Source organism: Acidobacteriota bacterium (assembly GCA_016208495.1).
GTDB lineage: Bacteria > Acidobacteriota > Blastocatellia > Chloracidobacteriales > Chloracidobacteriaceae > JACQXX01.
Map to the genome: position 1 here is coordinate 1 of JACQXX010000165.1, position 24,627 is coordinate 24,627.

The 24,627-nt window shown below is 49.7% G+C and carries 20 protein-coding genes; 10 read left to right on the forward strand and 10 right to left on the reverse strand.

What is annotated here, in order from left to right; translation table 11 throughout:
- On the forward strand, nucleotides 1-2,863 hold a 2,863-nt coding region (locus HY774_29105), incomplete at its 5' end, for a CHAT domain-containing protein (protein MBI4752569.1).
- 40 nt (nucleotides 2,864-2,903) lie between these two features.
- Here HY774_29105 and HY774_29110 read toward each other — a convergent pair.
- From HY774_29110 to HY774_29125, 4 genes are all read right to left on the reverse strand, one after another.
- Nucleotides 2,904-3,407: a hypothetical protein gene (locus HY774_29110; GenBank protein MBI4752570.1), complete on the reverse strand. Its 504-nt coding sequence runs from the start codon at nucleotides 3,405-3,407 to the stop codon at nucleotides 2,904-2,906.
- 255 nt (nucleotides 3,408-3,662) lie between these two features.
- The gene (locus HY774_29115; protein MBI4752571.1) at nucleotides 3,663-6,305 is read right to left on the reverse strand and encodes a hypothetical protein; all 2,643 of its coding nucleotides are present in this window, start codon (nucleotides 6,303-6,305) and stop codon (nucleotides 3,663-3,665) included.
- Nucleotides 6,306-6,478: 173 nt separating this feature from the next.
- Nucleotides 6,479-7,675, reverse strand: coding sequence for a succinylglutamate desuccinylase/aspartoacylase family protein (locus HY774_29120; protein MBI4752572.1), 1,197 nt, complete (start codon nucleotides 7,673-7,675; stop codon nucleotides 6,479-6,481).
- Between the two features lie 19 nt (nucleotides 7,676-7,694).
- Nucleotides 7,695-7,982, reverse strand: coding sequence for a hypothetical protein (locus tag HY774_29125; GenBank protein MBI4752573.1), 288 nt, complete (start codon nucleotides 7,980-7,982; stop codon nucleotides 7,695-7,697).
- 429 nt (nucleotides 7,983-8,411) lie between these two features.
- On the opposite strand from HY774_29125, the gene HY774_29130 reads away from it, so the two are divergent.
- Nucleotides 8,412-9,332, forward strand: coding sequence for a universal stress protein (locus HY774_29130; protein ID MBI4752574.1), 921 nt, complete (start codon nucleotides 8,412-8,414; stop codon nucleotides 9,330-9,332).
- A gap of 63 nt (nucleotides 9,333-9,395) precedes the next feature.
- On the opposite strand, the gene HY774_29135 is transcribed toward HY774_29130, so the two are convergent.
- Nucleotides 9,396-10,736: an NAD(P)-binding domain-containing protein gene (locus HY774_29135; protein MBI4752575.1), complete on the reverse strand. Its 1,341-nt coding sequence runs from the start codon at nucleotides 10,734-10,736 to the stop codon at nucleotides 9,396-9,398.
- Between the two features lie 202 nt (nucleotides 10,737-10,938).
- On the opposite strand from HY774_29135, the gene HY774_29140 reads away from it, so the two are divergent.
- The 8 genes from HY774_29140 to HY774_29175 all read left to right on the forward strand — a co-directional run bounded on the left by HY774_29140 (nucleotide 10,939) and on the right by HY774_29175 (nucleotide 20,682).
- Nucleotides 10,939-11,559, forward strand: a complete 621-nt coding sequence (locus HY774_29140) for a hypothetical protein (GenBank protein ID MBI4752576.1) — start codon at nucleotides 10,939-10,941, stop codon at nucleotides 11,557-11,559.
- Between the two features lie 27 nt (nucleotides 11,560-11,586).
- Nucleotides 11,587-12,567 carry a DUF4351 domain-containing protein gene (locus tag HY774_29145; GenBank protein MBI4752577.1) on the forward strand — a complete coding sequence of 327 codons (981 nt, stop codon included), beginning with the start codon at nucleotides 11,587-11,589 and terminating at the stop codon, nucleotides 12,565-12,567.
- Between the two features lie 61 nt (nucleotides 12,568-12,628).
- Nucleotides 12,629-13,180: an RNA polymerase sigma factor gene (locus tag HY774_29150; GenBank protein ID MBI4752578.1), complete on the forward strand. Its 552-nt coding sequence runs from the start codon at nucleotides 12,629-12,631 to the stop codon at nucleotides 13,178-13,180.
- Nucleotides 13,177-13,665 carry a zf-HC2 domain-containing protein gene (locus tag HY774_29155; GenBank protein MBI4752579.1) on the forward strand — a complete coding sequence of 163 codons (489 nt, stop codon included), beginning with the start codon at nucleotides 13,177-13,179 and terminating at the stop codon, nucleotides 13,663-13,665. Before HY774_29150 ends, HY774_29155 begins: the two co-directional genes overlap by 4 nt.
- A complete protein-coding gene (locus HY774_29160) occupies nucleotides 13,662-14,582 on the forward strand; it encodes a hypothetical protein (protein ID MBI4752580.1) in 921 nt (306 codons plus the stop codon). The genes HY774_29155 and HY774_29160 overlap by 4 nt, the downstream gene beginning before the upstream one ends.
- Before the next feature lie 282 nt (nucleotides 14,583-14,864).
- Complete coding sequence (locus HY774_29165) at nucleotides 14,865-16,151, forward strand: hypothetical protein (GenBank protein ID MBI4752581.1); 1,287 nt, start codon at nucleotides 14,865-14,867, stop codon at nucleotides 16,149-16,151.
- Between the two features lie 211 nt (nucleotides 16,152-16,362).
- Entirely contained in the window at nucleotides 16,363-17,208 is an 846-nt protein-coding gene (locus tag HY774_29170; protein ID MBI4752582.1) for a creatininase family protein, read from the forward strand.
- Between the two features lie 93 nt (nucleotides 17,209-17,301).
- The gene (locus tag HY774_29175) at nucleotides 17,302-20,682 is read left to right on the forward strand and encodes a CHAT domain-containing protein (GenBank protein MBI4752583.1); all 3,381 of its coding nucleotides are present in this window, start codon (nucleotides 17,302-17,304) and stop codon (nucleotides 20,680-20,682) included.
- A gap of 156 nt (nucleotides 20,683-20,838) precedes the next feature.
- Here HY774_29175 and HY774_29180 read toward each other — a convergent pair whose 3' ends face one another.
- The 5 genes from HY774_29180 to HY774_29200 all read right to left on the reverse strand — a co-directional run.
- A complete protein-coding gene (locus tag HY774_29180) occupies nucleotides 20,839-21,708 on the reverse strand; it encodes a hypothetical protein (GenBank protein MBI4752584.1) in 870 nt (289 codons plus the stop codon).
- Nucleotides 21,705-22,601, reverse strand: coding sequence for a DUF692 family protein (locus HY774_29185; protein MBI4752585.1), 897 nt, complete (start codon nucleotides 22,599-22,601; stop codon nucleotides 21,705-21,707). The genes HY774_29180 and HY774_29185 overlap by 4 nt, the downstream gene beginning before the upstream one ends.
- 271 nt (nucleotides 22,602-22,872) lie before the next feature.
- Nucleotides 22,873-23,559: an NAD(P)-binding domain-containing protein gene (locus HY774_29190; GenBank protein MBI4752586.1), complete on the reverse strand. Its 687-nt coding sequence runs from the start codon at nucleotides 23,557-23,559 to the stop codon at nucleotides 22,873-22,875.
- Nucleotides 23,560-23,655: 96 nt separating this feature from the next.
- A complete protein-coding gene (locus tag HY774_29195) occupies nucleotides 23,656-24,240 on the reverse strand; it encodes a TetR/AcrR family transcriptional regulator (protein ID MBI4752587.1) in 585 nt (194 codons plus the stop codon).
- 216 nt (nucleotides 24,241-24,456) lie between these two features.
- A partial coding sequence (locus tag HY774_29200) for a hypothetical protein (protein MBI4752588.1) occupies nucleotides 24,457-24,627 on the reverse strand: 171 nt, incomplete at its 5' end.

Genomic DNA, 24,627 nt, shown 5'->3' on the forward strand with positions numbered 1-24,627 from the left:
ACGATCCATTGCCATTATCGAAAAAGTGGTCGGACTCAATCATCCGCAGGTGGCAATGGGGTACAACACCCTGGGTGAAATCTATCGGGTCCAAAACAAGTTTGCCCAGGCGGAAACGACGTTTCAAACGGCCCTGTCCCGAATGGAAAAGGCTGAAACTCCGAACAAGCAGGGTGAAGCCACCATTCTCAATAACTTCGCCCTGACAATCTATGCCAAAGGCGATTACATCAAAGCCGTCGAAATGTTGAAGGATGTGGTGGCGAAACGCAAAGAAACCGTAGGAGAGAAACACCCGCTGTATGCAACGGGACTACTGAATTTAGCCGAAGGATACCGCAAAATCGGGCGCTTTGCGGAAATGGAGCCCTTGATGAAAGAAGCGTTGGCGATCCAGCGGGAAATCAGCGGCCCAGAGAGTTTTCCGGTCGTGGCTTGCCTCAATAATTTGGGTGATTACTATCGCGAGACTGGAAATTATGGCCTGGCAGAAATCAATCTCCAGCAGGCACTGGCCATCTTGGAGAAAACTGTTGGGAGTCAAAGCCCAGAACTGTGTCCAACATTGATCAATTTGGGTATTCAAGCAGAAGCCCGATTTGATTACCAGGTGGCCGAAGCGTATTACCAGCGAGCACTCATAATCCAGCAAAGCCAGTCTCCTATCAATGAACTGGATCTGGCAACCACCTTTGGAAACATCTCCCGACTGTTCCTGGCCAAGCGCGAACTGGATAAATCACTCGAATATCAGAACCGATCCAGAACACTGTATGAAAAGGTGTTGCCGGCAACACATCATCAAATCTTTTCAGAGTATGTCAGAATAGCGAATCTATTCTTTGCCAAACAAGATTTTGTCCAGACCAGGAACTGGCTTGACACCGCACAGGCATTTCTCTCGCGTCAATCAAATCCACGAACGGAAGATGCTTTTTTTCTCTTCACTTCATATGGAAAACTCTGGCTCGCATTGAATGACCTGGAAAAATCGGAATTGTATTGCACGCAAGCCATTGAGGTCGGAAAACAATTACCCGACAAAAACTCGGCGTACCACCTCAGCCCTTTCTCGTCGCTGTTCTGGGTTTATGAACAAAAGCAAAAATACCTCAAAGCAGCGGAATGCCTCACCTACCTGCAAAATCAGACTGAAGAAAGATGGGTGAAAAATCTGGTTTGGGGCGCGGAATCCCAAAAACGCAATTTGATCACAAACCAACGCAATCAATGGTATGGCCAGACGATCTGGTTTCACCTTCATCACAATACCGAGGCACCAGACTTTGGGCGGGTTGCCCTTCAGGCAATTCTGCGGAAAAAGGGCCGTGCGCTGGAGGCCATGGCTGAGAATATCGATACTCTGCGTCAGCAAAGTTCACCAGAGAATCAGAAAATTCTGGATGAACTGTTTGTCGTACGCAGTCGGTTGTCCGCATTGAGTCTGCGCGGACCCGGAAAAACCCCAATTGAGCAGTATCGAGCCAGACTGAGTGATCTTGAAAAGCAATGCAGCCAGCTTGAGACCAAACTCAGCACCCTCAGTTTTCAATATCGCCAGCTTGCCACTCCGATCAATCTGGATGATATTCAGGCAACAATTCCTAATCAGAGTATGCTGATTGAATATTGTGTGTACTTTCCATATTCCACTCAAACAAGGACCTGGGAATCGCCTCGCTATGCAGTCTATACCCTGAATCGAACTGGAAAGATTGGGTTTGCTGATTTAGGAGAGCAGTCTGAAATTGACAACCTGGTCAAGGAGTTTCGGCAGGCGCTGGCAGCGGCTGGCGACCAGCGCAACCTCACCAAAATCAACCTTTCAACTGAGCGCCGAAGGTCACTCAACCAGGTCCAGAAACTGGCGCGTCAGCTTGATGCAAAACTCCTGCAGCCGGTTCGGAAGTTCATTGGTGACAATGACCATCTTCTGATCTCACCTGACGGCGCCCTTAACCTGATTCCCTTTGCCGCATTGGTGGATGAATCCCACCGCTATCTGGTCGAGTCGCATGAAATCACCTACCTCTCCAGCGGACGCGACCTGCTTCGCCTCAAAGACAAAGTTCAGACCCATCAACCGGCCCTGGCGCTGGCCAACCCTCAATTTGATGACGGTCCCGGCCCAACCCTTTTCGGTCAGCATTTTGATCCACTGGTTCAGCTTCCCGGCGGCGGACAGGAAGGCAAATTCCTCAAATCCCTCTTTCCCAAAGCCCAGTTGAAGCAGGGTTCTGATGCCACTGAAACTATTCTGAAACAAATTCAACAACCGGAATTGCTTCATATTGCCACCCACGGCTACTTTCTGGAGCCAGATAAGGACGCCCAGGCAGTCACCGAAGTCCTGGATAATCGTTCCCTCAGCCTTGGCCTGTCTGACCAAACTGTTTCTCCTGAGTTCATCCGACAATCAAACCCGTTGCTACGCTCAATGCTCTTCTTTTCGGGTGCCAATCGTCCTCAAGCTCCAACCGAATCTGGTGATGACGGCATCCTGACCGCCCTCGAAGTCGCCAGCCTGAACCTCTGGGGGACAAAACTGGTGGTCCTTTCCGCCTGTGACACTGGGGTCGGAGAAGTCAAACGCGGGGATGGCGTCTTCGGTCTACGCCGGGCGCTGGCCCTGGCCGGGAGCGAATCCCAAATGATCAGCCTCTGGCCGGTTTCTGATGCTGGCACACGCGAGTTGATGTTCAAATTCTATCGCCGTCTCAAAGCCGGTGAAGGCCGTAGCGAAGCCCTGCGCAACGCCCAGCTTGACCTCATTAAGAACCCAAAACGCAGCCATCCCTACTTTTGGGCGAGCTTTATTCAGTCTGGTGAATGGGCCAATTTGGATGGGAAACGGAAGAAATAAAAGAATGAAGAATTGAGAATGCCGGATACGGATTTAAAGGCTAGCAAAGAGAAATCTGATTTCCAGTGTCTTCCTCGTGTTGGGGGCTGATCAGTTGTTTGTACAGATATAAATTCTCACAAATCCATCGGGGGAGAGCAAAGTGTGGAACCCCAACCAGTGGCAGGGTAGGTTCGTTGAGCAGGACTGCTCGTTCAACAAATTCCTGGGTGAGGGAAATCATATTGAGTAAAGCGGCATACCGACTTTCTCGAAGTTGTTTCCACCATTCGGTTTCCTCACCAAAGTTTCCTTCATACGCCCGCTGATATTCCCGTCTCAGTGAAGCAGCCAGTGCCTGGTGAATCTGATAACACACCACAATGGGTGTATCAGTTGGTTCTACCTCAAAGAGATAATGAGCCAGATTGTGAGTGGAAGGTAATGAGGCATATCGCTCATTCAGAATAAACCCAAGTGTTGCAAATTCATCTTCGGTAATGTGACGGTGAATCAAAAGCTGGACTTCCTGACTCAGACTCAGCCACAGGTCAATTTTATCCATAGCGCGTTCTCCTTTGGTCACGTTTCACAAGAATAATCCAAATCTGTTGGCTGACAACTGCAAAATTGAGTAAGTATCTTACTGAGAATCCCAAGGCATTTTGAACCACGAAACACACGAAATACACAAAAAATCAAACACTTACCGAATTCAATCGGTCAGCAAATCTATAACAGGGCACGGAGTCAGGTCATTCAACCAAAGGAATCTGGTGAACTACTGACTATTGGCTACTGACTACTGACTGACTTTTGTTTATTTTTTGGCCAGACAATCCCAAACATCTGCCATGACCAGATTCGCGGCGGCTTGAAACTGTCCACTGAGCGGATCGGGTTTTTGCCTGACGGTGACAGTCCAGTCAGGCCGACGGCGAGCACCTTCTAAAATCCGCTCTTTGACCAGCGGGTCAGATGCGAAAACAACCAGTCCTTGAATGTGGTCTGTTTCCCGAAGTCTTTCCAGAAAATGAAATCCTTTGGTCGAATCCTGTTGGGCCAGTCTACTGTCAATCAAGACGGTATCCGAATTGGAGATATAGTCCCAGGCCAGGTCAATCGTTTTCATACCAACCACCTGTCGTGGGTCGGCCTGAAAGCTCACTCGTCGGAGTTCGTCACACAAGCCGACCAATGTTTCTTCGGTGTCTTCAATCACCATTACATTTCCACTCAATACCGGGCGATTGGCTTTCTCAATTGCCGTGCCAAGCTCGGCTTTGAAGATGCGACCCAGGGTTGTTTGAAGAAAATCGGCATACTCCTGAACCAGATCCCGGCGGGATGCCCGCATCTTGGGCCGGGTCATGGCCTTCAACAAAAATGGGCTCATGACAACGGTGCGAATCACCGAGATTTTGGAATCATCGCGCCATGGATTCCCCATGAGGGTGCCATCAGGAAGTTCATCAACCAGTTGACCGATCATTCCTTGTTTGTGCAACCGGCCCAGGAAATCACCCAGCGTCCCGCCATATTCTTGTTCGCTGAGGCTGGTCATTGACACGACAAATTCACGAGTCAGAGTTGGACGTTCTTCCGTTGGCAAGCATTCGGTAAAAAATCGTGTCACCGCCCGATTGAGCACGGCGAGTGATGACGGAATTTCAAGACCATTTAATTCCGGAAATCGAATAATGGACGGGAAGGTATAGCACAGGATGTTCAAATCAGGGTTTTCACACAAAAATGAACACCCAATCCCGGATGGTGAATCCGATTGTAATTCTTTTTCGAGCGTCGCTTGCAAATACCTGGCCCCAAGGACCGACTGTGCCACAATGCGTCCATGGCCTTCACGATTCAGCGGAACGGTCTTATGGGCCAGCCAGATGGCGGCGCCCGATGCACCAGGGCGTGAACCTTCCAGAGTGTATTTCCCAAGTTCTCCGATTTCCCACTGTTTCCCGGTTTTTTCGGCCTTCAGCGTGGATTCTGACGGTTTTTCAGTCGAAATATTGAGGTAGGGCGCGTCGTAGCGAATAAACTCCCTGACCCGGTAGTCCCGATAAAACACTGCACCGGCTGGGTAGGGGATGTATCCAAGTTTGTGCGGGTCAATCGAAACCGAATCGCATTGGCCTAAAGCAAGCGAATGCCGGACCCATTCCTGGCTCTGGGTTTTGGTCCAGGCGACATGGTTTGGGATTTCGCCGCGCACCTGAGATTTGAGTAATTCCCACATAAACGTGGTGATTTCTTCGGTTGATTGTTCAACGGAAGCCGAAAATGGATGCGACATCGCCAGGGCATAGCCTCCGTAACAGGCATCTCCGTGCAACCAGAAATCGGTGTTGTATTCCTGTCGGACAAGCTCTCGCAACGCCACAATCTGAGCAAAATCATCAATCGCACCTTCTTCAGTTGAGCCATAAACGCCGACCACTCCCAGAATCACATCCTGGTTGTGCAGCGCCCGATGAATCTGGTCCCGCAACAGGTCGGAATCTAATCGCATATGTGAATCGAGTTTGATTTTCACCAGATTGGATTCACCTAGCCCGATGATGCCCAGGCTTTTTCGGAGCGAATAATGGGCATTGGTACTGAGCAGGACTTTAAAATTTTGAGGGAAGGTAAACGTGTTCAATGTGCGGCATTGATTTGAAAGTTCCATCAACCCCAGTCCCAAAAAGGGTTTTACATATTCGCCGATTTCATGGTGTTGCCCGGCAGTGTCCGAAAGCTGTTTGCGAAGTTCAACAATTTCGTTGATTCGGAGGTTAGTTAGTTGATTCCGGCCCACAAGTTCTTCAAACGAACATCGTTTTCCAACCCCAAATCTGGATAGGGTGGCGGCCACAGCTTCATTTCTGGAAAATTGACCCCGTCCCTGTGCATTTTCAAGTGCCAGGGCGAGCTGGTAAGGAAAAAACCGCACGCTCCGCGCAACCCACATTGATTCCAGATTGGCACCCGTTCCGCCAGAACATAAATGCCCCCAGGCTGAGGTGTCAGGATCCAGGTGCAACATCCGGGCAATGAGTTTCAACGCCTCGGATTCAAACTGGAGTGTTATCGTCGAAGCTTCAGAATAGATGTTGTTCTGGTTGTACAACATGGTTGCCACATAGCCAACCACACCGGGGATCAGCAGGTCGCTCATCATATGACCCAGGTAGCGAGGGCTAAACCCAGGGGCGCTGCGTTTCAAGTGGGACACCATTTCAAACAACCGGTCGTGGATCAACTCCCGAAATTCTTCAAATTCCGCATCACGCCGATCACTGGCACGAATACTTGGCTCGTCTTCCGGGTGAAAATTCCGCCGCCAGTAGCAGTAATCTCGAAAAGCATCCAGGATGAGCTTTTCAAAGAAATCTTCATTTTCAGCTTTGGGCCCTAAAAACCAGGCTTTGAGTTGCGACGAGAGGACAGGGGCATTTTTGTTTTCAGACATATGATACCAGTCAGTAGTCAGTAGTCAGTAGTTCATTAAATTCCTTTGATTGAAGTACTTGACTGTTTCCTTATACCAGGTATTTATTGCAAAATAGTATGATTTGCGAAGGAGTGAAGCTCTTCAGAGTTGATTCTGAGACCAGTTTCCGTCAACCCTGAAACTCTATATTTTCACTCTTTCACGACTTCGCTGTTTTCAGTTTGTTTGCGCCGGCTGACGGTTATGGTGTGTTCTGTGTGCTCAGAATGAATTCGATACCCGAGAAGGTGGCAAATTTCAATGACATACCAGCGGGTAATTCGCTGGTCCAAAATGTATGTTTCAGGTTGGGTGGGGTGGGCACTGACTCCGGGGAGCCAGGGGAGCAGGCGATCAGCCTTTGCTTTTCGGAGCGAATTGGAAACTTTGAGCCAGAAGGGTTTAATTTCGCGAACTGTGAAAAAGCCGTCATTACCCTGTTTTTGATAGAGCGGCATAAAAATGCGGCAGTTTTCAGAGGAATAAATCAACCCTTTGCGATCTCGCGCCAGAATTTGACCAACCCGGACAGGTTGAAAATTGGTAAAGCCAGGCCACATCATAAACTGATCTTCTTCGGTGATACCATGCCGATAGTGTAATTCCAGCACCGGGGGAACGCCATTTGACGCCCGCTTTAACCGCTTTTGGAATTGATCATAGTCCGTGATTTGATCTTTTGAAATACATCCGATGGCTTCAAGGAGGATCCAGACCGCTGCTTCGTGATTATCAACCGAGGTGTACGCCGTGTGTTGACCGGCTTCAAACCCGATAGCGTCATAGCCGAGTTCATTGATGTGGTTGAGAATCGTGCCTTCGATGGATTCTTCAAGGCCCAAAATCAGTGGCACTCTCAGCGCCATGGCAAGGCGTCGGTTTTCCAATGTGTCACTGATCAAGGCAAATGGTGCTCCCTCAGCCGAAGTGGTGTGCATATCAAACACCAGCACCGGGCCTTGTTTGCGGGCAATGGCTTTGTCCAATTCCGCGAGCAATTCCAGCAATTCATGATCTTCTGAGTCCAGTTCACCAGGGTGGATTGCGTTTTTGGCTGATTGAATTTTGGCGCTGGTCCATTGCCGATTGAGATCTTTGCTGAAAAACCGACACTCGGAATTTAAGGCATTCAGATTTCCTGACAACGCGACAATCTCACCTCGAAACGAAGGCCGGGTTTCAGTGAGCCGGTGCATGACACGTTTTAAGGCGTGAACTCCGGCGGGTTCGTTTCCGTGGATGCCGCCAATACAAATCACCATTGGTCCGGGTGAGGTTCCACCATAGGTACCGATGACTCGTTGAAATTTTGGGGGAGATTGGGTGGTGACAAGTGTTTGGGCGAACACAACAGATACCTCGTTTTCTTTACAAGCGGTTGAATTGTTCAAGATGCCGGGCGTCGTGAGCGGCTTCAACCGCAAAAAAACGGGCCACTTCAGGATCGCCTTGTTGGATGTGGGTAATGGCGAGTTGACCACTGGTGAGCATATTTTCCCTGACCGTTTCCCAGTAGGTTTGAGTCATGGTCATTTCCGGTTCGGACTCGGACGCCAAAATCAATTCACCACATTTTTGGCAGGCTAATTCGCCATTCGGTAGGGTGGGCACATAAAAAGCGTTGCTACAATTATGACAATCTTTATACGGGTGCATAGTCACGCTCCAGGGAAAAAACAGGATTGAATAGAGAAACCGAAAGATTTGAGAACCTCAATTGATGTGGAGCAACTTGTGTTCCAGTCCGGCTGGTTTGGTATTGACTGTAGGGTGAGAGGCCGAAGAAAACAGTCAAGTAATTTAATCAAATAAACTTAGCGAACTACTGACGACTGACGACTGACTACAAACTGGTATTATTTCGATTGTATTTCCAGGTGAGATGACTCTGGCTTCGTTGAACTGAATGAAATGGGGAGTTTTCCACAGGACTGTGGGCGAATCTGCGCATAAATTATATGAATTCCGGTGATTCAATAGCAAAAGAGGGTTGGTATGCAAATTGATTGATTCAAAGTCAACAGGAGTGTTCTTTTATGAAAAGGACTGGCCAACTCATCCCGATAGTTTCAGAAGCGAGGAATTATGAAAGTGCTTATGGCGACCGATGGATCACAGGATGCGCTGACTGCGATGCGGGCAGCCGTCCGGTTAGTGCGAAAAGAAAACAGTCAGATTCAGGTGGTGTGTGTCATTCCTGAATTGTTCCAGGCAAAGTCGAAGTCTCGTGAAACGGGCGAGGAATCGCGGCGGGTGCGTGATCGCTATCGCCGACAAATTAGCCGCGAAACCAGAAAAATACTGGATGAAGCGACGGGCGTTCTGGCTGAAGACGGAATTTTGGCTGAAGGAGTGATGGAGTTCGGCTCGCCGGCCAATGTTATTGTTCAAAAGGCAGCCAACCAGGATCTGACGGTGATCGGAGCACTGGGGAAATATGATCGAACCCGGCTCGGGTTGGGTCCGGTGGCGAATCGGGTCATTGAATCAGCCCCAGGGATGATTCTGGTCGGACGTGAACTGACTCCCGAAAAATCCTTGAGGATTCTGGTCGGGGTTGATGGTTCAGAAGCTTCGGAACAGGCGCTCAGGAGACTGGTGGCTGAATTTAATGTGAATTCAGCCGAAATCACACTGATGCACGTGGTGGAAACTCCCTGGATTAAACTGGGCCTGGATCGCGATTTTCTGGATGCTCCTGATGAATGGAGCGATCCGGGTGATCAGGTGCTGCACCTGGAACGTGAGCTTCGTGCTGAAGCGGAAATGCTGGTTGATGAAGCCCGACGAATTTTACAACCCTATCAAGTCTCGATTGATACCGTGATTGAAGAAGGGAACGCGGCAACGGAACTTCTTGGGCAAGTCGAAAATGGAGACTATGATTTGATCGTGCTCGGTGCCACCGGGTTGACCGATTTACGTCATGGGCTGGTTGGGAGTGTTTCAAGCAAAGTTGCCTGGACGGCTTCGTGTTCGGTGTTGATCGTGAAAACATCAGCTTGAACTGAAGACTGGTAGTTTGAATGAGTTGTGGTCTGGTTGAATCATACAGACAACCAGACCAGTTTATTTGGACGAACAATTCCCTTGACGTCTTTCGTGTGAGATTGCCCAGGCAGGAGCATCCTTCGGAATTTGCCGGAGCAGTGCCTTGCTGTAGAGATGGTAGTCAACTTCGACCGAATGACGTGGCGTTTTGACGAAATCATAAGCCGGGTGGTTGATCTCCCATTCAATCAATTCCCGAATGTTTGCTGGCGGGTGCCAGTTGCCAATCAGCGCGTTGGCCACCAGTTTGGACTGCAGATCAGCCAGCGGCCAGATACAGCCCATCGGTTGAATTAAGCCAATGAAAAAAAGCGTTGGGTAGTCGGCGTGAAAGATCTTCAGGTAGAGTGGAACTTCCGTTCCGTCAAAATCAACAAAGTTGGGTTCAAAAAATGGAAAGGTGATATGAAACCCGGTGGCCGCAATAATGACGTCAATTTCCTCGGTTCGGCCATCCATAAACACAACCTTTTTGCCTTCGAAGCGAGCAATGTCAGGGCGCGGGTGGATTTTGCCGTGGCGAATAAAGTACAAAAGCTCGGAATTAACCACCGGATGGGTCTGTAACAATTTGTGATCGGGTTTTTGGAGACCGTACAATTCGGGCTTGCCAATCGAAAAATCCAATCCGATTTTGAGCAGGTGGGTGCGCAACGATTGTGGCAGGAATTGTAATTTGGCATTCACCACATCTGACGGCAGGCCAAACATAAACTTCGGAATAAAATAATAGCCCCGCCGCATACTGAGGACCGTTCGCTGGGAAACCCGACTGGTCTCAACGGCGATGTCACAGGCTGAATTCCCGCCGCCAATCACCAGCACGTGCCGATCACGAAACGGCTGATTGGTCTTAAAGTCATGCGAATGAAGCAGTTGACCGGCAAATGTGCCTGGATAGGTGGGCATCCGTGGGTTCCAGTGATGTCCGTTGCTTACCAAAACCGAGTCAAAGGTATCGGTGGTCCCATCACTGATTGTCACCTGCCATCGGTGATTGGGTGCTGGCCGAACGGCAATGACTTCAGTTTGAAATCGGATAAAGCGGAGCAGGTCAAACTGGCGCGCGTAGCTCTGAAAGTAGTCCAGCAATTGTTTGTGGGATGGATAATCTGGGTACTCTTGAGGAAATGGAAAATCCAGGTACTGGGAAAGCGTCTTTGAACTGATGATATGGGTGGTTTCAAAAACACTGGAATGGCTTTGCTGAAGTGAAAATGCCCAGTTTCCACCTACCTGATGACTTTTTTCGTAGACGACCAGGTTTGTGATGCCGACCTGACGGAGGTTCTTCGCCGCAGTGATTCCAGATGGGCCGGCGCCAATGACACAAACTTTGAGTTGATCTGGGGAAACCATCGTGTATTCCTCATTGATTGAATCTGTTTCAGTGGCTCCTTTTTAGCACTTTGTCTGGCTCACGGAAAAGGAATGGACCGAACCTGCAAAATTTGTTCAGCCCGTGAAGGAAGAAAATGCTTGCACCTGTGAAAAATTGAGATATATTGCTCTGTAATAACTGAAATCCCGCACATATATTTTGTTCTTGGAGGAACAGGTTGTGGTTTTTCATCTTGTGGTCATTGGAATTCTGTTTTTTGTGGTGTATGGCGTGATGGCCCTTTTTGGCCAGGGTGTGTGGTGGGTGGCGTTAACGATTGCAACGGTTGTATATCTGGCTGGGCGATTGATGATTAAAAACGCGTTAAAAAACCTTTTCCTGGCACCATTTAAAGCCAAGGGGGCTGTCTTGCGGGGCGCCCAGGCCCAGGTTCATTCGATTATGAAAGTTGATGCTCCAGTCAAAGAGGCCGGTTTGGTATCAGATGAGGCCGAGGAAATATCAGAGACCCGACCCGACCGGAGCACCTGGAAGTATTACGAGATTGACGTAACGATCAGCCCGCAAAGCCAAAACGGAGCGTTTTCACACTGGGAGCCTGGTGAACTTCGACTCTTGCCCATCCATGCCGAGGTGAGCCCAGACAATGACGATGATGAAGAGATCAGCGAACTTTCAAAGCTTGAAATCTTTGAAGAAGGGATCTTTAAACCGGATGAAGGATACAAATTCCCTGGTTCCCAGCGATTGCGGTTATTGACGGCGGTTCACCCGGCACATCAACAAGTGAAATTTGCCTATTACTTCGAAACCTTTGGAAATCTGACACTTCCAAACTGATTTTAGACGCCAGTTCCTGGAGTTCCTATGATTGATCATGATCGGTTGTTTAAAGAACTCATCTCCACGTTTTTTGTTGATTTTCTTGACCTCTTTGTTCCTGAAGTCCTTGAATATCTTGATGTTGGCTCGCTTGAGTTTCTGGATAAGGAAGTCTTCACCGATGTTACTGCCGGTGAGTGTCACGAGGTTGACCTGGTCGTGAAAGGCAAGTTTCAGGGTCAACCAGCCTGCTTTTTGATCCACGTTGAGTTTCAGGCTTCAAAACTGGGAAGTTTTCCGGAACGGATGTTCACCTATTTTTGTCGGTTGCGAGAAAAATATGGCCTGCCGGTGTACCCAATTGTTTTGTTCTCTTATGACGAACCGTTGGTTGCGGAGCCAACTCGCTTTGAAGTCCGGTTCCCTGATCGGTTGGTGCTGCAATTTGACTATGCTGGCATCCAATTAAACCGGCTCAACTGGCGAGAATTTTTGGTGCGAAAAAATCCACTGGCCAGCGCGTTAATGGCAAAAATGAAAATTGCCGTTGCAGATCGCCCACGTGTTAAGGTTGAATGTTTGCGTTTGCTTGCGACCTTGCGGCTTGATCGAGCGAAAATGCAAATGATCTCTGGGTTTATAGATACCTATCTCAATTTAAAAGGAAAGGAACTCACTGAGTTTCAATGCGAGATGCAAGGTATTGAACCTGATGAAAGGCAGGAAATTATGGAAATTATGACCAGTTGGAAAGAAGAGGGCTTGCAGCAGGGCTTGCAGCAGGGCTTGCAGCAGGGCTTGCAGCAGGGCTTACAGCAGGGAAAAAAAGAAGGCGAAGCAACGGTGTTATTTCTTTTGCTCCAGAAACGCATTGGGACAATTTCAGAGACTATCACACATCAAATCAACGAGTTACCTGTTGCCCAACTTGAATCCCTGGCGATTGCCCTCCTGGATTTTCACACTGAAGCTGATCTTAAAGCCTGGTTTGACGCCAATGTGACCTCGATTGAAGGCACAAATTAACTTTTTTCTCTCCCGCCTGTAACTTTTCCCCGGCATACCTGTTTTACTGGCTAAAACAGGTATGCCAAACGATCACGATCAATTCACCTATCATTTCCGCGAACTGTACCCCAAACTGTGCCGCTTTCTGGAGGGCCTGGTTGGAAAGTCGGCCTGTGCCCACGATCTGGCTCAGGAAACGATGCTCCGACTCTTCCAGCAATCAGACCTGATTCCGGCGGAAGAGATCCGGTTTTGGGTTTTTCGGGTGGCTCGAAATCTGGCCTTGAACGAACTGGAACGCCAGCGAACCCGATCAAAGCTCAGTGGATGGGTGGTTTCTCTGTTTGGCTCACCTCCTCGAACCCCGGAAGTTGAACTGGTTCAAAAAGAAGAAACCAAACTGGTGTTTTCGCTGATTGGTCGGTTACCAGATCACCAACGGGCGGCGCTTTTACTCCGCGAACAGGAGGAGATGTCCTATTCCGAGATCGCACATGTGCTTGGGGTAACCGAAAGTAAAGTGAAGATTGACCTGTTTCGGGCCCGGATGGTGCTTCGTGAACAGCTTATTCAAGCTCGTCATCCGCAAAACCAGGAACATCCACCTGCTCGAAAAGGAGCCGCACAATGAATCCGCACTGCGAGTTGACTGAAAAAATTTCCCTGTTGATTGATGGCGAACTGGCTCCGGAAGAAACGCCACAGGTTCGGGCGCATTTGCTGGTGTGTCCGATATGCCGGGCGGCCCACAGCCAGTTCCTGGAACTCCGAACCAGCCTGCAAACCGCTGAAACACCGACGGATTTCAACCGCCAGGTTCAGGTACTCAAGACTATTCTGGCAACTGATAAAAAGCCCACCTGGCGACATCCGCTCTTCATTCCCTGGCCAGCGCTGGTCGGACTGGCACTGATTTCATTTATTGGAGGAATTACCTTCCAATCAACGATTACTCCGAGGGATAGCCAATCCAGAGCACCTGAAAAACAAATTCAACCCGTTGCCAATCCACTGTCAGCAAGAGGTGAAAACCGAACATTCGCCCGATTTGATCGAGGGGAACGCGCTGAACTGCTGGTCATTAAGCAGCCAATCAAAGCGGAGGTGACCCAATGAACCGGAAACAATGGATTCGGATTGGATTTTTGATTTTCTGTTTGATGGCGCTGATTACGGTACACCCGCATATCTCTGAACCCACCACAGCCACCAACGACCGGCTGGATCGGATTCAGTTTCAAATCAGGGCAGTTGAAGAAAGTACGCGCCAACGAGCCATTTTGAGCGAATCTATCATTGAAGGGCCGCCGGGAACTGATTTTGATATCACGCTGCAGGATGATTTATTTCGATTGAAAGCCCAGTTTTTGACGGATGTGATTGCTCCTGGGCGGTTGAAAATCCGTGGAACGCTCACGACAAAGCGGCTTTATGGTCAGTCAGAACGCCAGTTGCCGCTCTATGAAGAGGATTCCCAGGTTCATTCGCTCCAAATCGGGTTTGACGAAGCGCTGGTGTTATTTCCATTTGGTCGGAAAGGTGGGGATGAGGTCTTAAAAATTGAAATTACACCACGCGCCATTCAGGCATCTGGACCGGCACAAAACCTCGTGATCAAGCCGGTAAAAACTGACTTGAATGGCAACATTGATATTCAAGCCCGAAAAGCACCCCATAAATTTTTAACGGTTGCCCAGTTAACCAAAAATGGAGTTGTGGTGGCCGAAGGAAAATCAGGCTGCTGGTTAGAAGAAGTCCAATCCATCCAACTGATTCCGCTTCAAATCCCGAATGCTCCCGCCGTTCCAGGACTGGCGGTTGATTTAACGGTCAAAGAAGTTCCATACAGTCAGCCAAACTCAACATTTGGCGTAAATTTTGACATTCGGGGTCCTGATCAAACGGTATTTGCCCGAGGCTGGAGAGGTGTCGGTGAATTTGGAGTTCCACTTCAGTACTCACTGCCGAATGAAATTCCTGTCAAAGCTGAGGAAGGATGGGAATTAAAGCTGACAGTGCAGGTTGAGAAATAACACAAGTCAGTCGTCAGTAGTTCGGTAAGAGAGCGTTAAAACACAACTTCCCGTTTTGGGTTGGGGGTAGCACTTCGCGGTGCAAAACCAAAAACCGACATGTAAAAGGTTACTGACCTGGGTTGCTGACAGCTTACTGAATAAACACTTTTACAAAGGAGAAATTTAAATATGCAGAGGTCTGTACAGGGAGACGTGTGTCTTGATAGACAGGGAAGAGATGAAAGTTTGATTTGGTTTATCCCATTGATCATATTGGTTTTCATCGGTGCTGGCATGGCTATGGGAACATCTCTCCAGGCGAGGATCCGGCTGGCGGAAAATTCGGTCATTGATCCACAGCTTGCCACTCGATATTTTCAAGAAGCCAAAGCACTTTCTGACCGCGATGGTGGCCGAACATGGGGCGTGCCATTGTACGGCCCAATATTGTTTGTTGACCCTGAGACCCGACAGGTCGTGACCAATCAGGCTGATACGGCGGGAAATTTAAAACCAGCCAGTGGCGTATTTACAGGCACGCTCCCAGCCGAGGTGACCTGTGCCAATACGGCCACGGTGTGGGCTGGGGTTGAGTGGACAATGATGCTCTGGCCATTGCCTTCGAACCAGCAGGAGCGAGCCCGGTTGATCACCCATGAACTTTTTCATCGCATTCAGGAAGAAGTCGGTTTTTCAGCTTCAAATCCGGTCAATGCTCATCTGGAGAGTGAGGCTGGGCGGGTCTGGCTTCGGTTAGAGTTTCGAGCCCTGGAGCGTGCGCTCCAGGAAACCGGGCCAGATCGAAAGAAAGCACTGACTGATGCGTTGAAGTTCCGTCAGTTCCGTCAGGCTTTGGGAGAGACGTTGCAACGCACTGAGAATGAACTCGAACTCAACGAAGGACTGGCCGAATACACCGGGGTTCGATTGTGCGCCCGTTCACAACGCGAAGCTGAAATCCTGGCTGCCTACGGGCTCCGCCAGGCACAGGCGAAAGCCACATTTTCGCGATCTTTTGCCTATGCTACCGGGCCAGCCTATGGATGTTTGCTCGATTCAGTGAATCCGGCCTGGCGAAAACACCTCAAATCCAATCGCGATCTGGCATATCTGGCAGGCAGGGAATTTGGAATTTCCCGGAAGCCAGTTGCGGAGCTGAAACTGCGAAGTGCCGCAAAAATATATTTTGGTGACGAAGTGATTGAATTTGAATCAGTTCGGGCGACCAAACGCCGCACGCAACTGGCACTCTATCAGAGCCTGTTGGGTGATGGTCCAACGGTTGAATTCCCCCTTGATGAAACGATGAATTACTCATTTGACCCCAATTCAGTCATCGCGCTCGACGAGAATCGGACCCTGTATCCGTCTCTTCAATTATCCGCAGCCTGGGGTGTGTTAAATGCTTCAAAAGGGGTGATGTTGTGTCGGGAGGACGGCAAATTTTCAGTGGCGTTGGTTTCCGCGCGCGGGCTTGAAATCGAGCCAGCTATCCAGGGCGATGGCTGGCAACTGGACCTCAAATCAGGATGGAAGCTTGAACCAGCGGAGAAAAAAGAAAAATTCAGGGTTGTGAAAAGCCAGTAATCTAGTTTGTCGTCAGTCGTCAGTCGTCAGTCGCTCGCCAAGTTCTTTTGATTGAGTTACTTGACTGTTTTCTAATGCAAAGCGTTCGTTGCAAAATGGGATAAGACCTGTCAACATCGGACTCAGCTCCCCAAATCATTTTGATAGGAGTCTGATAATGCTAGTATTTCACACCTTCCTGACTTTCTTTTTGAGTTCAACTTTCATTTGTATGGGACAACCCCTTGCACCCCAAACTAAACCAACCCCCAGCTCTGTAACCAATCAATCATCATCCTCACCAAAGCGGCCTGGCGCGTTCCTTGGCGAACTCACCTGGCCGGAAGCTGAAAGCCGACTGAAAACTTCACCGATTGTCATCATTCCATTTGGCGCCGGGGCAAAGGAACACGGTCCTCATTTGCCAATGAACGCTGATCAAAAAGTGATGGAATATCTGGTTCAGCGGGCGGTTGAAAATCATCCCGTGCTGGTCACTCCGCCGGTGCTGCATGGATGGTTTCCCGGTTTTCGCGGATTTCCAGGAACTGAAGTGGCTGACCCGCAGGTCTTTCAAAAATATATGTTTGAAATTGCGATGAGTTTGGTGAAGGTGGGCGCCAAACGGATTGTTTTTTTGAACACCGGCATTTTCCTGGCCACTGGACTTCCGATTTCACAAACTGCTCGTGAAATTCGGGTCCAAACCGGTGTGCCAACGCTAGTTCTTTCCTGGGGAGACCTGGAAACTCCGGAATTGAAAGCATTGCTTCAACAAAAGACGGGCGGTCATGCCGATGAACTGGAAACATCGATCAATCTCTACTTGCAACCTGAACTGGTGCATATGGACCGCGCCGTGGTGGACTACGAAAATTCAGCCGACAAAGGATATCCCGGCTATAAACCTGGGTTATTTTCCAGAAATCCTCAAGATCCTCAGTATTCAACCACTGGCATCACTGGAGATCCCACACTTGCCACGGCTGAGAAGGGACGAAAAGCCCTTGAAATCATGACGGCTCAGTTTATGAAAGCGCTTGACGGATTTTCCAGGGAACCACTCACCACCAAATAACCCTTTTCGCAAGGATCAATGGCTGTCACTTTTTGCTTCAAAATAATTCAACGACTTGTGGGGTGCCTGATAGTACTCCTGGCAATTGAGGCTGTGTCAGCCCAGACCCGGTCCCAGCTTGTGCCATTGGGAAAGGAATGTGACGTTACTGCGTTGACACCACCAGCCTCCAAAACCATTGAAATCCAGCTTACAGCCGGTCAGTTTTTCAAAGCGGTGGTTGAACAATGTGCCCTGGATGTCGCCGTGGTGCTGTATTCACCGGAAGGAACAATCCTGGCTGAAGTTGATAGTCCAAATGGGGGGTTTGGACTTGAAGTTGTGAGCTGGATTGCAGCGCAGGACGGGACCTATCGGCTTGAAGCTAAAGCATTGGACGCCACCGCTCAACCTGGGAAGATCTGTTATCAGGTACTTGATTTGCGCGAGAAAATTCCGGCTGATGTCACACGACTTGAAATCCAATCAAAACTCCAGATTGCAATCAAAAGCTGGAATCAACAAACCCAGGAAAGTCAGGCGATAGCCATCCAAACCAGCCAGTCAGGCTTGAAACTCGCCGAACTCCTCAATGACCCGGTTGATCGGGCTCAGTGCCTGACTTATCTCGGTGATTTTTACTATGCGACCAATCGTCAGAAACTGGTGGTTGAGATGTATGATCGGGCCGTTTCAGATTGGGAAAAAGCCGGGCTGGCAGCAGAACGAGCCCGATTGCATCCACTTTTGGCACAGCTTTATTATATTTTGAGAGATTCTGAAAAAGCGCTGGTTCATTCAAACCACGCCGTGCAGTTATTGAGCCCAAACGGCAACCAGGAATCATTTGCCCAGGTTCTCAACCTTCTTGGAAATATTTCAGCCGACCAGGGGAAAAATCAGGACGCGCTGGCTCAGTATGAACAGGCGCTCGCAATCTATCAGAAGCTTGGAAATCGAGTCGCGGAAGGCATTTTATTGGTGAATATCGGCGAGCGGTTTATTTCATCCGGAGATACCCAAACTGGTTTGAAGTATCTCAACCAGGCGTTACCGCTTCTGCAAAAACTTGAGGATCATACCTTCGAAGCCAATACCCGAAACAGCCTGGGGCGGGTGTATTTGCTTCAAGGGAAATTTCAACCGGCGTTGGATGAATTGAAACTTGCGTTGACCCTGGCCACGCAAACCACCAATGTAGGGATGCAATCCATCATCTTAACCAATATTGGAAATCTGTACCGGCTGATTGGCGAACCAACCAAAGCTTTAACCACCCTCAATCAGGCATTGGAACTCTCTCAAGCTGCTGGTGACCGCCGCCAAAGCGCCGGTGCGTTACTGGCACTGGCCAGAGTTCACCAAACGGCGCAAAACTGGTCACTGACTCGCTCGGTCTGCGCTCAGGCCCTTGAGCTGATCAAACAGGTTGGCGTCAAACACCTTGAAGCTGAAGTGTGCCAGATCATTGCGATTGTTGATGATTCAGAAGGAAATATCGCGGCGGCGCAGGAGCAATATCAAAAAGCGCTCACCATTCGGCAAGCCATTGATGACCGCATCGGCACGGGAAATACCCTGATCAATCTGGCTGGGATTCAAACCAAGCTGGGGAACCCCCAAAAGGCACTTGAATATCAACAACAGGCGCTTGAGGTGTTTACCCAGATTGAAGATTCCCAGGGGCAGGTGCGGGCATTTATGGCTCTGGCCCAAACCCAGGCCAGAATCGGCGATACCCAAACCGCCATTACCAGCCTTGAACAGGCGTTGAGTCGCATTGAAGCCCTCAGGTCAAGCATTGCGGATATCGAGAACCGGGCGAGTTTTTTTACCACGGTTCAGGGAACCTTCAAGTTATACATTCACCTTCTGATGCAGCGTGGAATTGGTCACCGCAATTCAGAAGCCATCGCAAAAGCCTTTGAAGCAAACGAGACGTCCCGGGCACGTGGACTGCTCGATTTATTGGCTGCGGCTCAGGCCAAAATCAATGTCGGGGTTGAACCCAAACTGATTGTCCAGGAAGAAGCAATCCGGCAAAAAATGGTAGACCAGTCAGCCTACCTTTCGAGGTTGCTCAACCAAACGAAACCCGATCTTCAAAAAATTGGCATTGTACGTGCAGAAATTCACCGATTGAACAATGAGTACAGGGGGCTTGAAGAAAAGATCCGGGAAAAACACACCCGGTATGCCGAACTGACCCAGCCAATGCCAATTTCAGTGAAAGTATTGCAACAACAGATTTTAGATTCTGAGACCACACTCGTTGAATATTGCCTTGGGGAAGAAGGAAGTTATGCCTGGGTCATTACACAAACCGAAATCCAAGCCTTTCGTCTTCCCAAACAGGGCGACATCGAAGCCCAGGCCAGAGCGTTTTGTCAGGCGCTGTCTTTTCAACCTGGACGAACCCGCGAGTTAAAGCTGGCCAATATCACGCCCATCAAAACTTCGTTGACGAAGGCTGGAAAGGAACTGAGCGAGGCAATTTTGTCTCCAATTCTCCCAGTCTTAAAAACCCGACGGGTGTTACTGGTTGCGGATGGGGCATTACATTTTGTTCCGTTCAGTGCCTTACCCCTTGAAGATACAGCACAGTCCACTCAGCAAAAATCAGGGAAAGCCTCTCCACTTCGAATGTTGGAACGCTATGAAATTGTCAATTTGCCGTCAGCGTCAATTCTTGCCACCCTTCTTTCTGAATCCCACCCTCAAAATCCAACGCACAAGCAACTTGCCATCTGGGCTGATCCGGTTTTTTCAGCCCTCGACCCACGGTTGAACCAGACAAAACGAGAAAACCAACCTGCCACATCAATCCGCCCGCGCAATCAGGGCTCGCTGGTCAATCAGAAAGACCCGCTTCTGCTGGATGAAAGTCCGATTTGGAATGAACTGAAAGAGATTGAAATCCCCCGCTTACCAGGTACCCAAACCGAAGTGCAATTTTTGAAACGGCTTATCCCGGCTTCCAACCTGTTTGTTGCCAGTGGTTTTCAGGCCAATCGGCAGACCTTGATGGAAACTGATTTGAGCCAGTTTCAAATCGTGCATCTGGCGACCCACGGATATGTCAACTCAGAACATCCTGAAAATTCGGGCTTAATTTTTGCGCTTCGGAATGAACAAGGTGAAAAGATCAATGGATTCTTGCCGCTGGCAGATGTCTACCAGTTAAAACTCAATGCCGATCTGGTCGTGCTTTCGGCCTGTGAAACGGGTCTGGGCAAGGTTTTACTTGGGGAAGGTCTGGTGGGGATGACCCGTGGGTTTATGTATGCCGGCACCCGCCGGGTGGTGGTGAGTTTGTGGTCGGTCAGTGACCGGGGAACGGCGGAGTTGATGAAACGCTTTTACCGACGCATGCTGACCCGGCGGGAATCTCCATCGGTTGCGCTTCGTGGTGCGCAACTCGAACTCCTCCACTACACCAAATACAAATCGCCATTTTACTGGGCGCCGTTTGTGATTCAGGGAGATTATCGGTGAGTTGAAACCGGGGTTCCCGGTTCTCGAAGAGGGCGCGGTTCAAAGCAACAGCGCCCTTACACCTTGTCACCTTGTCACCTTGTCACCTGTCACCTGTCACCTGTCACCTTGTCACCTGTCACCCTGTCACCTGTCACCCTGTCACCTGTCACCCCGTCACCTTGTCAACATCAGGTGCTGTTGCTCCAGTGACTCGACAATAATTTCAAGGGCTTTTGATTTGGAAATTGCCGAAGCCGCAGCCCGCGAAATCAGGCGTTGAATCGAAGTCGGGCGTCTGGCTTCGGACAACACCAGGAATTCATCACGGGAAATATTGACCAGCGAAACGCCGGACGCACTCGGAACACATTGCAAATACAGTTTCTTTTTCTCATCCACCACAGGAAGCGCCGGCAATCGAGGGGCATCATCACACAGCACCATGGCCGGCATTAAATTGACTTCAAATAAATAGTGCTCAATTTTCTGAATCGTTTCGATGGTGTTGCCTTGAAACCGACCGACATCAACTCCAGGGGAGAGCCGAACTTCCTGATGTTCATCAATCGAACCGGGCAATCCACTTTGTACTGGCCTACCGGCAGCTTCAAGTTCACGGCGACAACCCGCCATCAATGTTTCAAGCTTGAGCACGTTGGGCAACTGGGGTGCCGTCAATGTTCCTTGTTTGATCAAATCTGCCAGAAACTGTGAAAAAGCCAGGCCCATCGAACCCCGGTTCTGGACCGAATTGTGAAAAAAGGGGCTCGAAAAAAACTGGTCAAGCGAGGCCAGGGACCGTGTCTCGGCCAGAGCCAGCGTGGTTGAGGCTTTAAACTCTTCAACCAGCGTCCGCAGGGTGCGTTTGCGCCGGAGCGGGTCATATCCCCAGGCGCGGCGATCCACCTGGATGAGTTGCTGCCGTTCGGTCGGAGTCAATTCAAGATTCGTCAGTGCCTGATCCGGGCTGGTATACACCTGGGCGACAAACTGGTCATCAAAGAGCATCCGCACCACCAGCCGCTGTAATGTGTGATAGCTCATAACCGGACAACCTCCGCCAGAGACTGATTTGAAGCCGGAAACAGGGCATTTAAGCGGGCAAAATTATCAAGGCAGGCTTCAAGCACGTTGTGTTCGCATTCATACACAATGGCGCGCAAATTGGAGGCGCGTTTGACCACGTGTTCCAGGATTTCCCAGGTTTCAGGAATTGGTTCTGGAGAATGGGTATCGTCAACATAGCCAAACCCATTGGATTCAACCAGGGTGCCGCCGGCCACGTGGATTTCAATCACCCGTTCAAATGGGAATCCATCAAATCCAGTCAGAGGTGAATGGCCCCGGCTGTGTTGAAAAATTGAGAGGTGGGCGCAATCGAGTAAAATTCCGCAATCTGCCTGATCCGCCACTTTTCCGAAATAATCCAAAATGTGCATGTCACCCAGATACACCACCGCCGGCGGGTTTTCCGGCAGAACCAGCCTTCCGGTTTCAGACTGAATCCACTGGATGGACTCCGCCGTCTGAGTGGCCGATTCCTCGCACAGAATTGGTGGCATCAGCATCTGGTGGCCGCGTTCACGGGGCCCAAAATGCCACCGTCCGGCATCTCCGCACAACCAGGCGGCGTTGATTTCGGAAGCCAGCATCTGAGTTCGAGTCAACCAGTGACGGTCCGAGTCAATTTTTTCTTCCAGGTTAATATCCAGAAAGTGGTATGTAGTCGGAAGACCCAACCCGGCCCAATGTCGGACGTGTTCATCCAGCCCACGGTCAATATCACAGCCATACTCAAAGAAATGAAGGAGTTCCGGATACAGCTCTTTCATTCCGCAAGCGTCAATTCCTTTTGAAGCCGAGCCGTATTCGCCCGAAATACCAACGCCCAGCCGGGGAAGGGTTTGGAGGTGTGTTTGAAAAAATGAAGATGCCATAAAACAGGGTTCAGGGTTCAGGGTTCAGGGTTCAGGGAAGAAAAGGATTTTAGCCCGGAACGGGCGTCGTGCAATAGCCGTGGTGGGAAAATCCGGGTTCCGCGCTTCTGGGTTTTCGAATTTATGTCCTTTATGTCCCTTTGGTCCTTTGAACCCTAAACCCTGAACCCAAATCCTGACCAGATGACCGAATGACAAGGTGACAGATGATTTCTTTCATCCCTCATCCTTCATCGCTCATCCCTTCCAAAAACCCTAAACCCTGTTTTCCTCAGCGTGCAATCAAGGCATCAAGCGCGGGATTCCCACGGCCAACTTCCCACGGCGTACCAAGCAGCTTGTAATTCAGACGAGGTGTAATGCCCAAATTGCGCCCCATCTCGCCGCTTAACAGTGTCATCCGCTCGACGGTTCGGGCATTGGACAGGCGTCCGGCGTCAATGTAGCGGAAGGGCGAGCCTTCGACCAGTTTGAAAAAGACCTGTTTGGCTTCGGGGTGGTCACTGACGACATAGACATCACTGATTTCAGTTCCAAACTGCGGTTGATCAAAGACTTCCCACCAGACATTTTTAAACGCACCAACCACTTTGGTCTCCGGGAGGCGCTGCTGGATCTGTTCGGCGCTGCTTGTGTCCCACGGCAGGATAAAATCTGAATAGTCGTCATTAAACGGGTTGGTGATATCAATCAAAAGCTTTCCAGCAAGCTGTGTTTTCCAGCTTACAAGTTCGTCCAGTAATCCGTCACGAACAAAGATTGAAGGCAAAATAACCGGAGCGGTCAGTGCCTCCGGATAGGTTGCCGGGCGCAGATTTGGTTGGTTCAGGCTGTCAGTAATTCGTTGAGCACGAGCCACATCACGGGAAGCCAGTAAAACCTGGTTTCCAGCTTGGGCAAAAAGAAGAGCCAGTCGGACGCCCATTCGTCCAGTTCCAAGAATGCCAATTGTCGTCATACATCGCTCCTTTTACAAAAGCTACCTATCAGAAGGTAGGGAATCAAGAATGAAAAATACCTACCTTCTACAAGGTAGGTTTGTTCCAGAAAAAAATTAAATTTCGTCGAGTAACAGTTTCAGCAGCCCGTCGCGGACATCGGCAAAATAGACGTTACAGTCTCGCGAACGGGCGATCAGAACGCCGCCTTCTAGCAAGGCAAACGTCATTTTGGCCACCTGTCCGGCATCGCCCTTAAATCGGAAGATGCCTTCTTCGCGGCCTTGAACCAAAATCTGCGTCAGTCGCTGTTCATTTTCCCGATAGAACCGCCTCACCAGTTCGACCGATGGGCAACCAAGCGTCGCCAGTTCCGCCCCAATCATCCCGCAGAGGCACGCTTTTTCGCCCGCGCTGTCAGATAACGTCGCTTCAAAGAGGCCCACGTAGTTGAGCAGCTTGGTTTTTCCATCAATCGGTGCCGTCACAATGTCATCAACCAGACCCAGAAAATTCGCGTTGTAACGGTTAAGCAACGCCGTAATGAGATCTTCTTTGGTCGGGAAATGATGGTGAATACTGGCTTTGCGGATTCCAACCGCATTGCTGATATGCTGGTAACTCATGGCATTGACGCCAAGTCGTTGGACAAGCTCCTGGGCAACATCAAGAATGCGAGTTCGGGTATCAGTGGTGTTCATGGTAAAAACATCCTACTAGAAGGTAGGGAAGACCTGTCAACCTTTTTCTCCAGGTTGGCTCAAAACAAAAACCGCTGATGATATTCTCGCCAGCGGTTGAGAGGCTGAATATTATACCATTTTGGAATGAAACCATCGTATTACGGGAAAGCTAAATTATTGAAAAAATTGTATTTCCCTCAGTCCTTAGCCCGATACCCTCAGCCCAAATTCGTCTTACTGCTCAGGTGTGTCGTTTTTCAAAATATCCACCAGTGTCGTGAATTTTCGGCCTTCGACGATCACCAGATCAAAGTCCCGTTCACCGGCAAAGCTTCCGATTCTCAGTCGGGATTCGTCATTTCCGGCGGGCGATTCAAACCGGAAGAGTCCACCGTCTCCAAACCA

What these genes read in the sequence shown, in the direction of transcription:
- HY774_29125 (MBI4752573.1), bottom strand. Translation starts at nt 7,982, where the DNA reads ATGCACCCGTATAAAGATTGTCATAATTGTAGCAACGCTTTTTATGTG.
- HY774_29190 (MBI4752586.1), bottom strand. Translation starts at nt 23,559, where the DNA reads ATGACGACAATTGGCATTCTTGGAACTGGACGAATGGGCGTCCGACTG.
- HY774_29130 (MBI4752574.1), top strand. Translation starts at nt 8,412, where the DNA reads ATGAAAGTGCTTATGGCGACCGATGGATCACAGGATGCGCTGACTGCG.
- HY774_29150 (MBI4752578.1), top strand. Translation starts at nt 12,629, where the DNA reads ATGCCAAACGATCACGATCAATTCACCTATCATTTCCGCGAACTGTAC.
- HY774_29165 (MBI4752581.1), top strand. Translation starts at nt 14,865, where the DNA reads ATGGGAACATCTCTCCAGGCGAGGATCCGGCTGGCGGAAAATTCGGTC.
- HY774_29195 (MBI4752587.1), bottom strand. Translation starts at nt 24,240, where the DNA reads ATGAACACCACTGATACCCGAACTCGCATTCTTGATGTTGCCCAGGAG.
- HY774_29185 (MBI4752585.1), bottom strand. Translation starts at nt 22,601, where the DNA reads ATGGCATCTTCATTTTTTCAAACACACCTCCAAACCCTTCCCCGGCTG.
- HY774_29115 (MBI4752571.1), bottom strand. Translation starts at nt 6,305, where the DNA reads ATGTCTGAAAACAAAAATGCCCCTGTCCTCTCGTCGCAACTCAAAGCC.
- HY774_29155 (MBI4752579.1), top strand. Translation starts at nt 13,177, where the DNA reads ATGAATCCGCACTGCGAGTTGACTGAAAAAATTTCCCTGTTGATTGAT.
- HY774_29110 (MBI4752570.1), bottom strand. Translation starts at nt 3,407, where the DNA reads ATGGATAAAATTGACCTGTGGCTGAGTCTGAGTCAGGAAGTCCAGCTT.
- HY774_29180 (MBI4752584.1), bottom strand. Translation starts at nt 21,708, where the DNA reads ATGAGCTATCACACATTACAGCGGCTGGTGGTGCGGATGCTCTTTGAT.
- HY774_29135 (MBI4752575.1), bottom strand. Translation starts at nt 10,736, where the DNA reads ATGGTTTCCCCAGATCAACTCAAAGTTTGTGTCATTGGCGCCGGCCCA.
- HY774_29170 (MBI4752582.1), top strand. Translation starts at nt 16,363, where the DNA reads ATGGGACAACCCCTTGCACCCCAAACTAAACCAACCCCCAGCTCTGTA.
- HY774_29160 (MBI4752580.1), top strand. Translation starts at nt 13,662, where the DNA reads ATGAACCGGAAACAATGGATTCGGATTGGATTTTTGATTTTCTGTTTG.
- HY774_29145 (MBI4752577.1), top strand. Translation starts at nt 11,587, where the DNA reads ATGATTGATCATGATCGGTTGTTTAAAGAACTCATCTCCACGTTTTTT.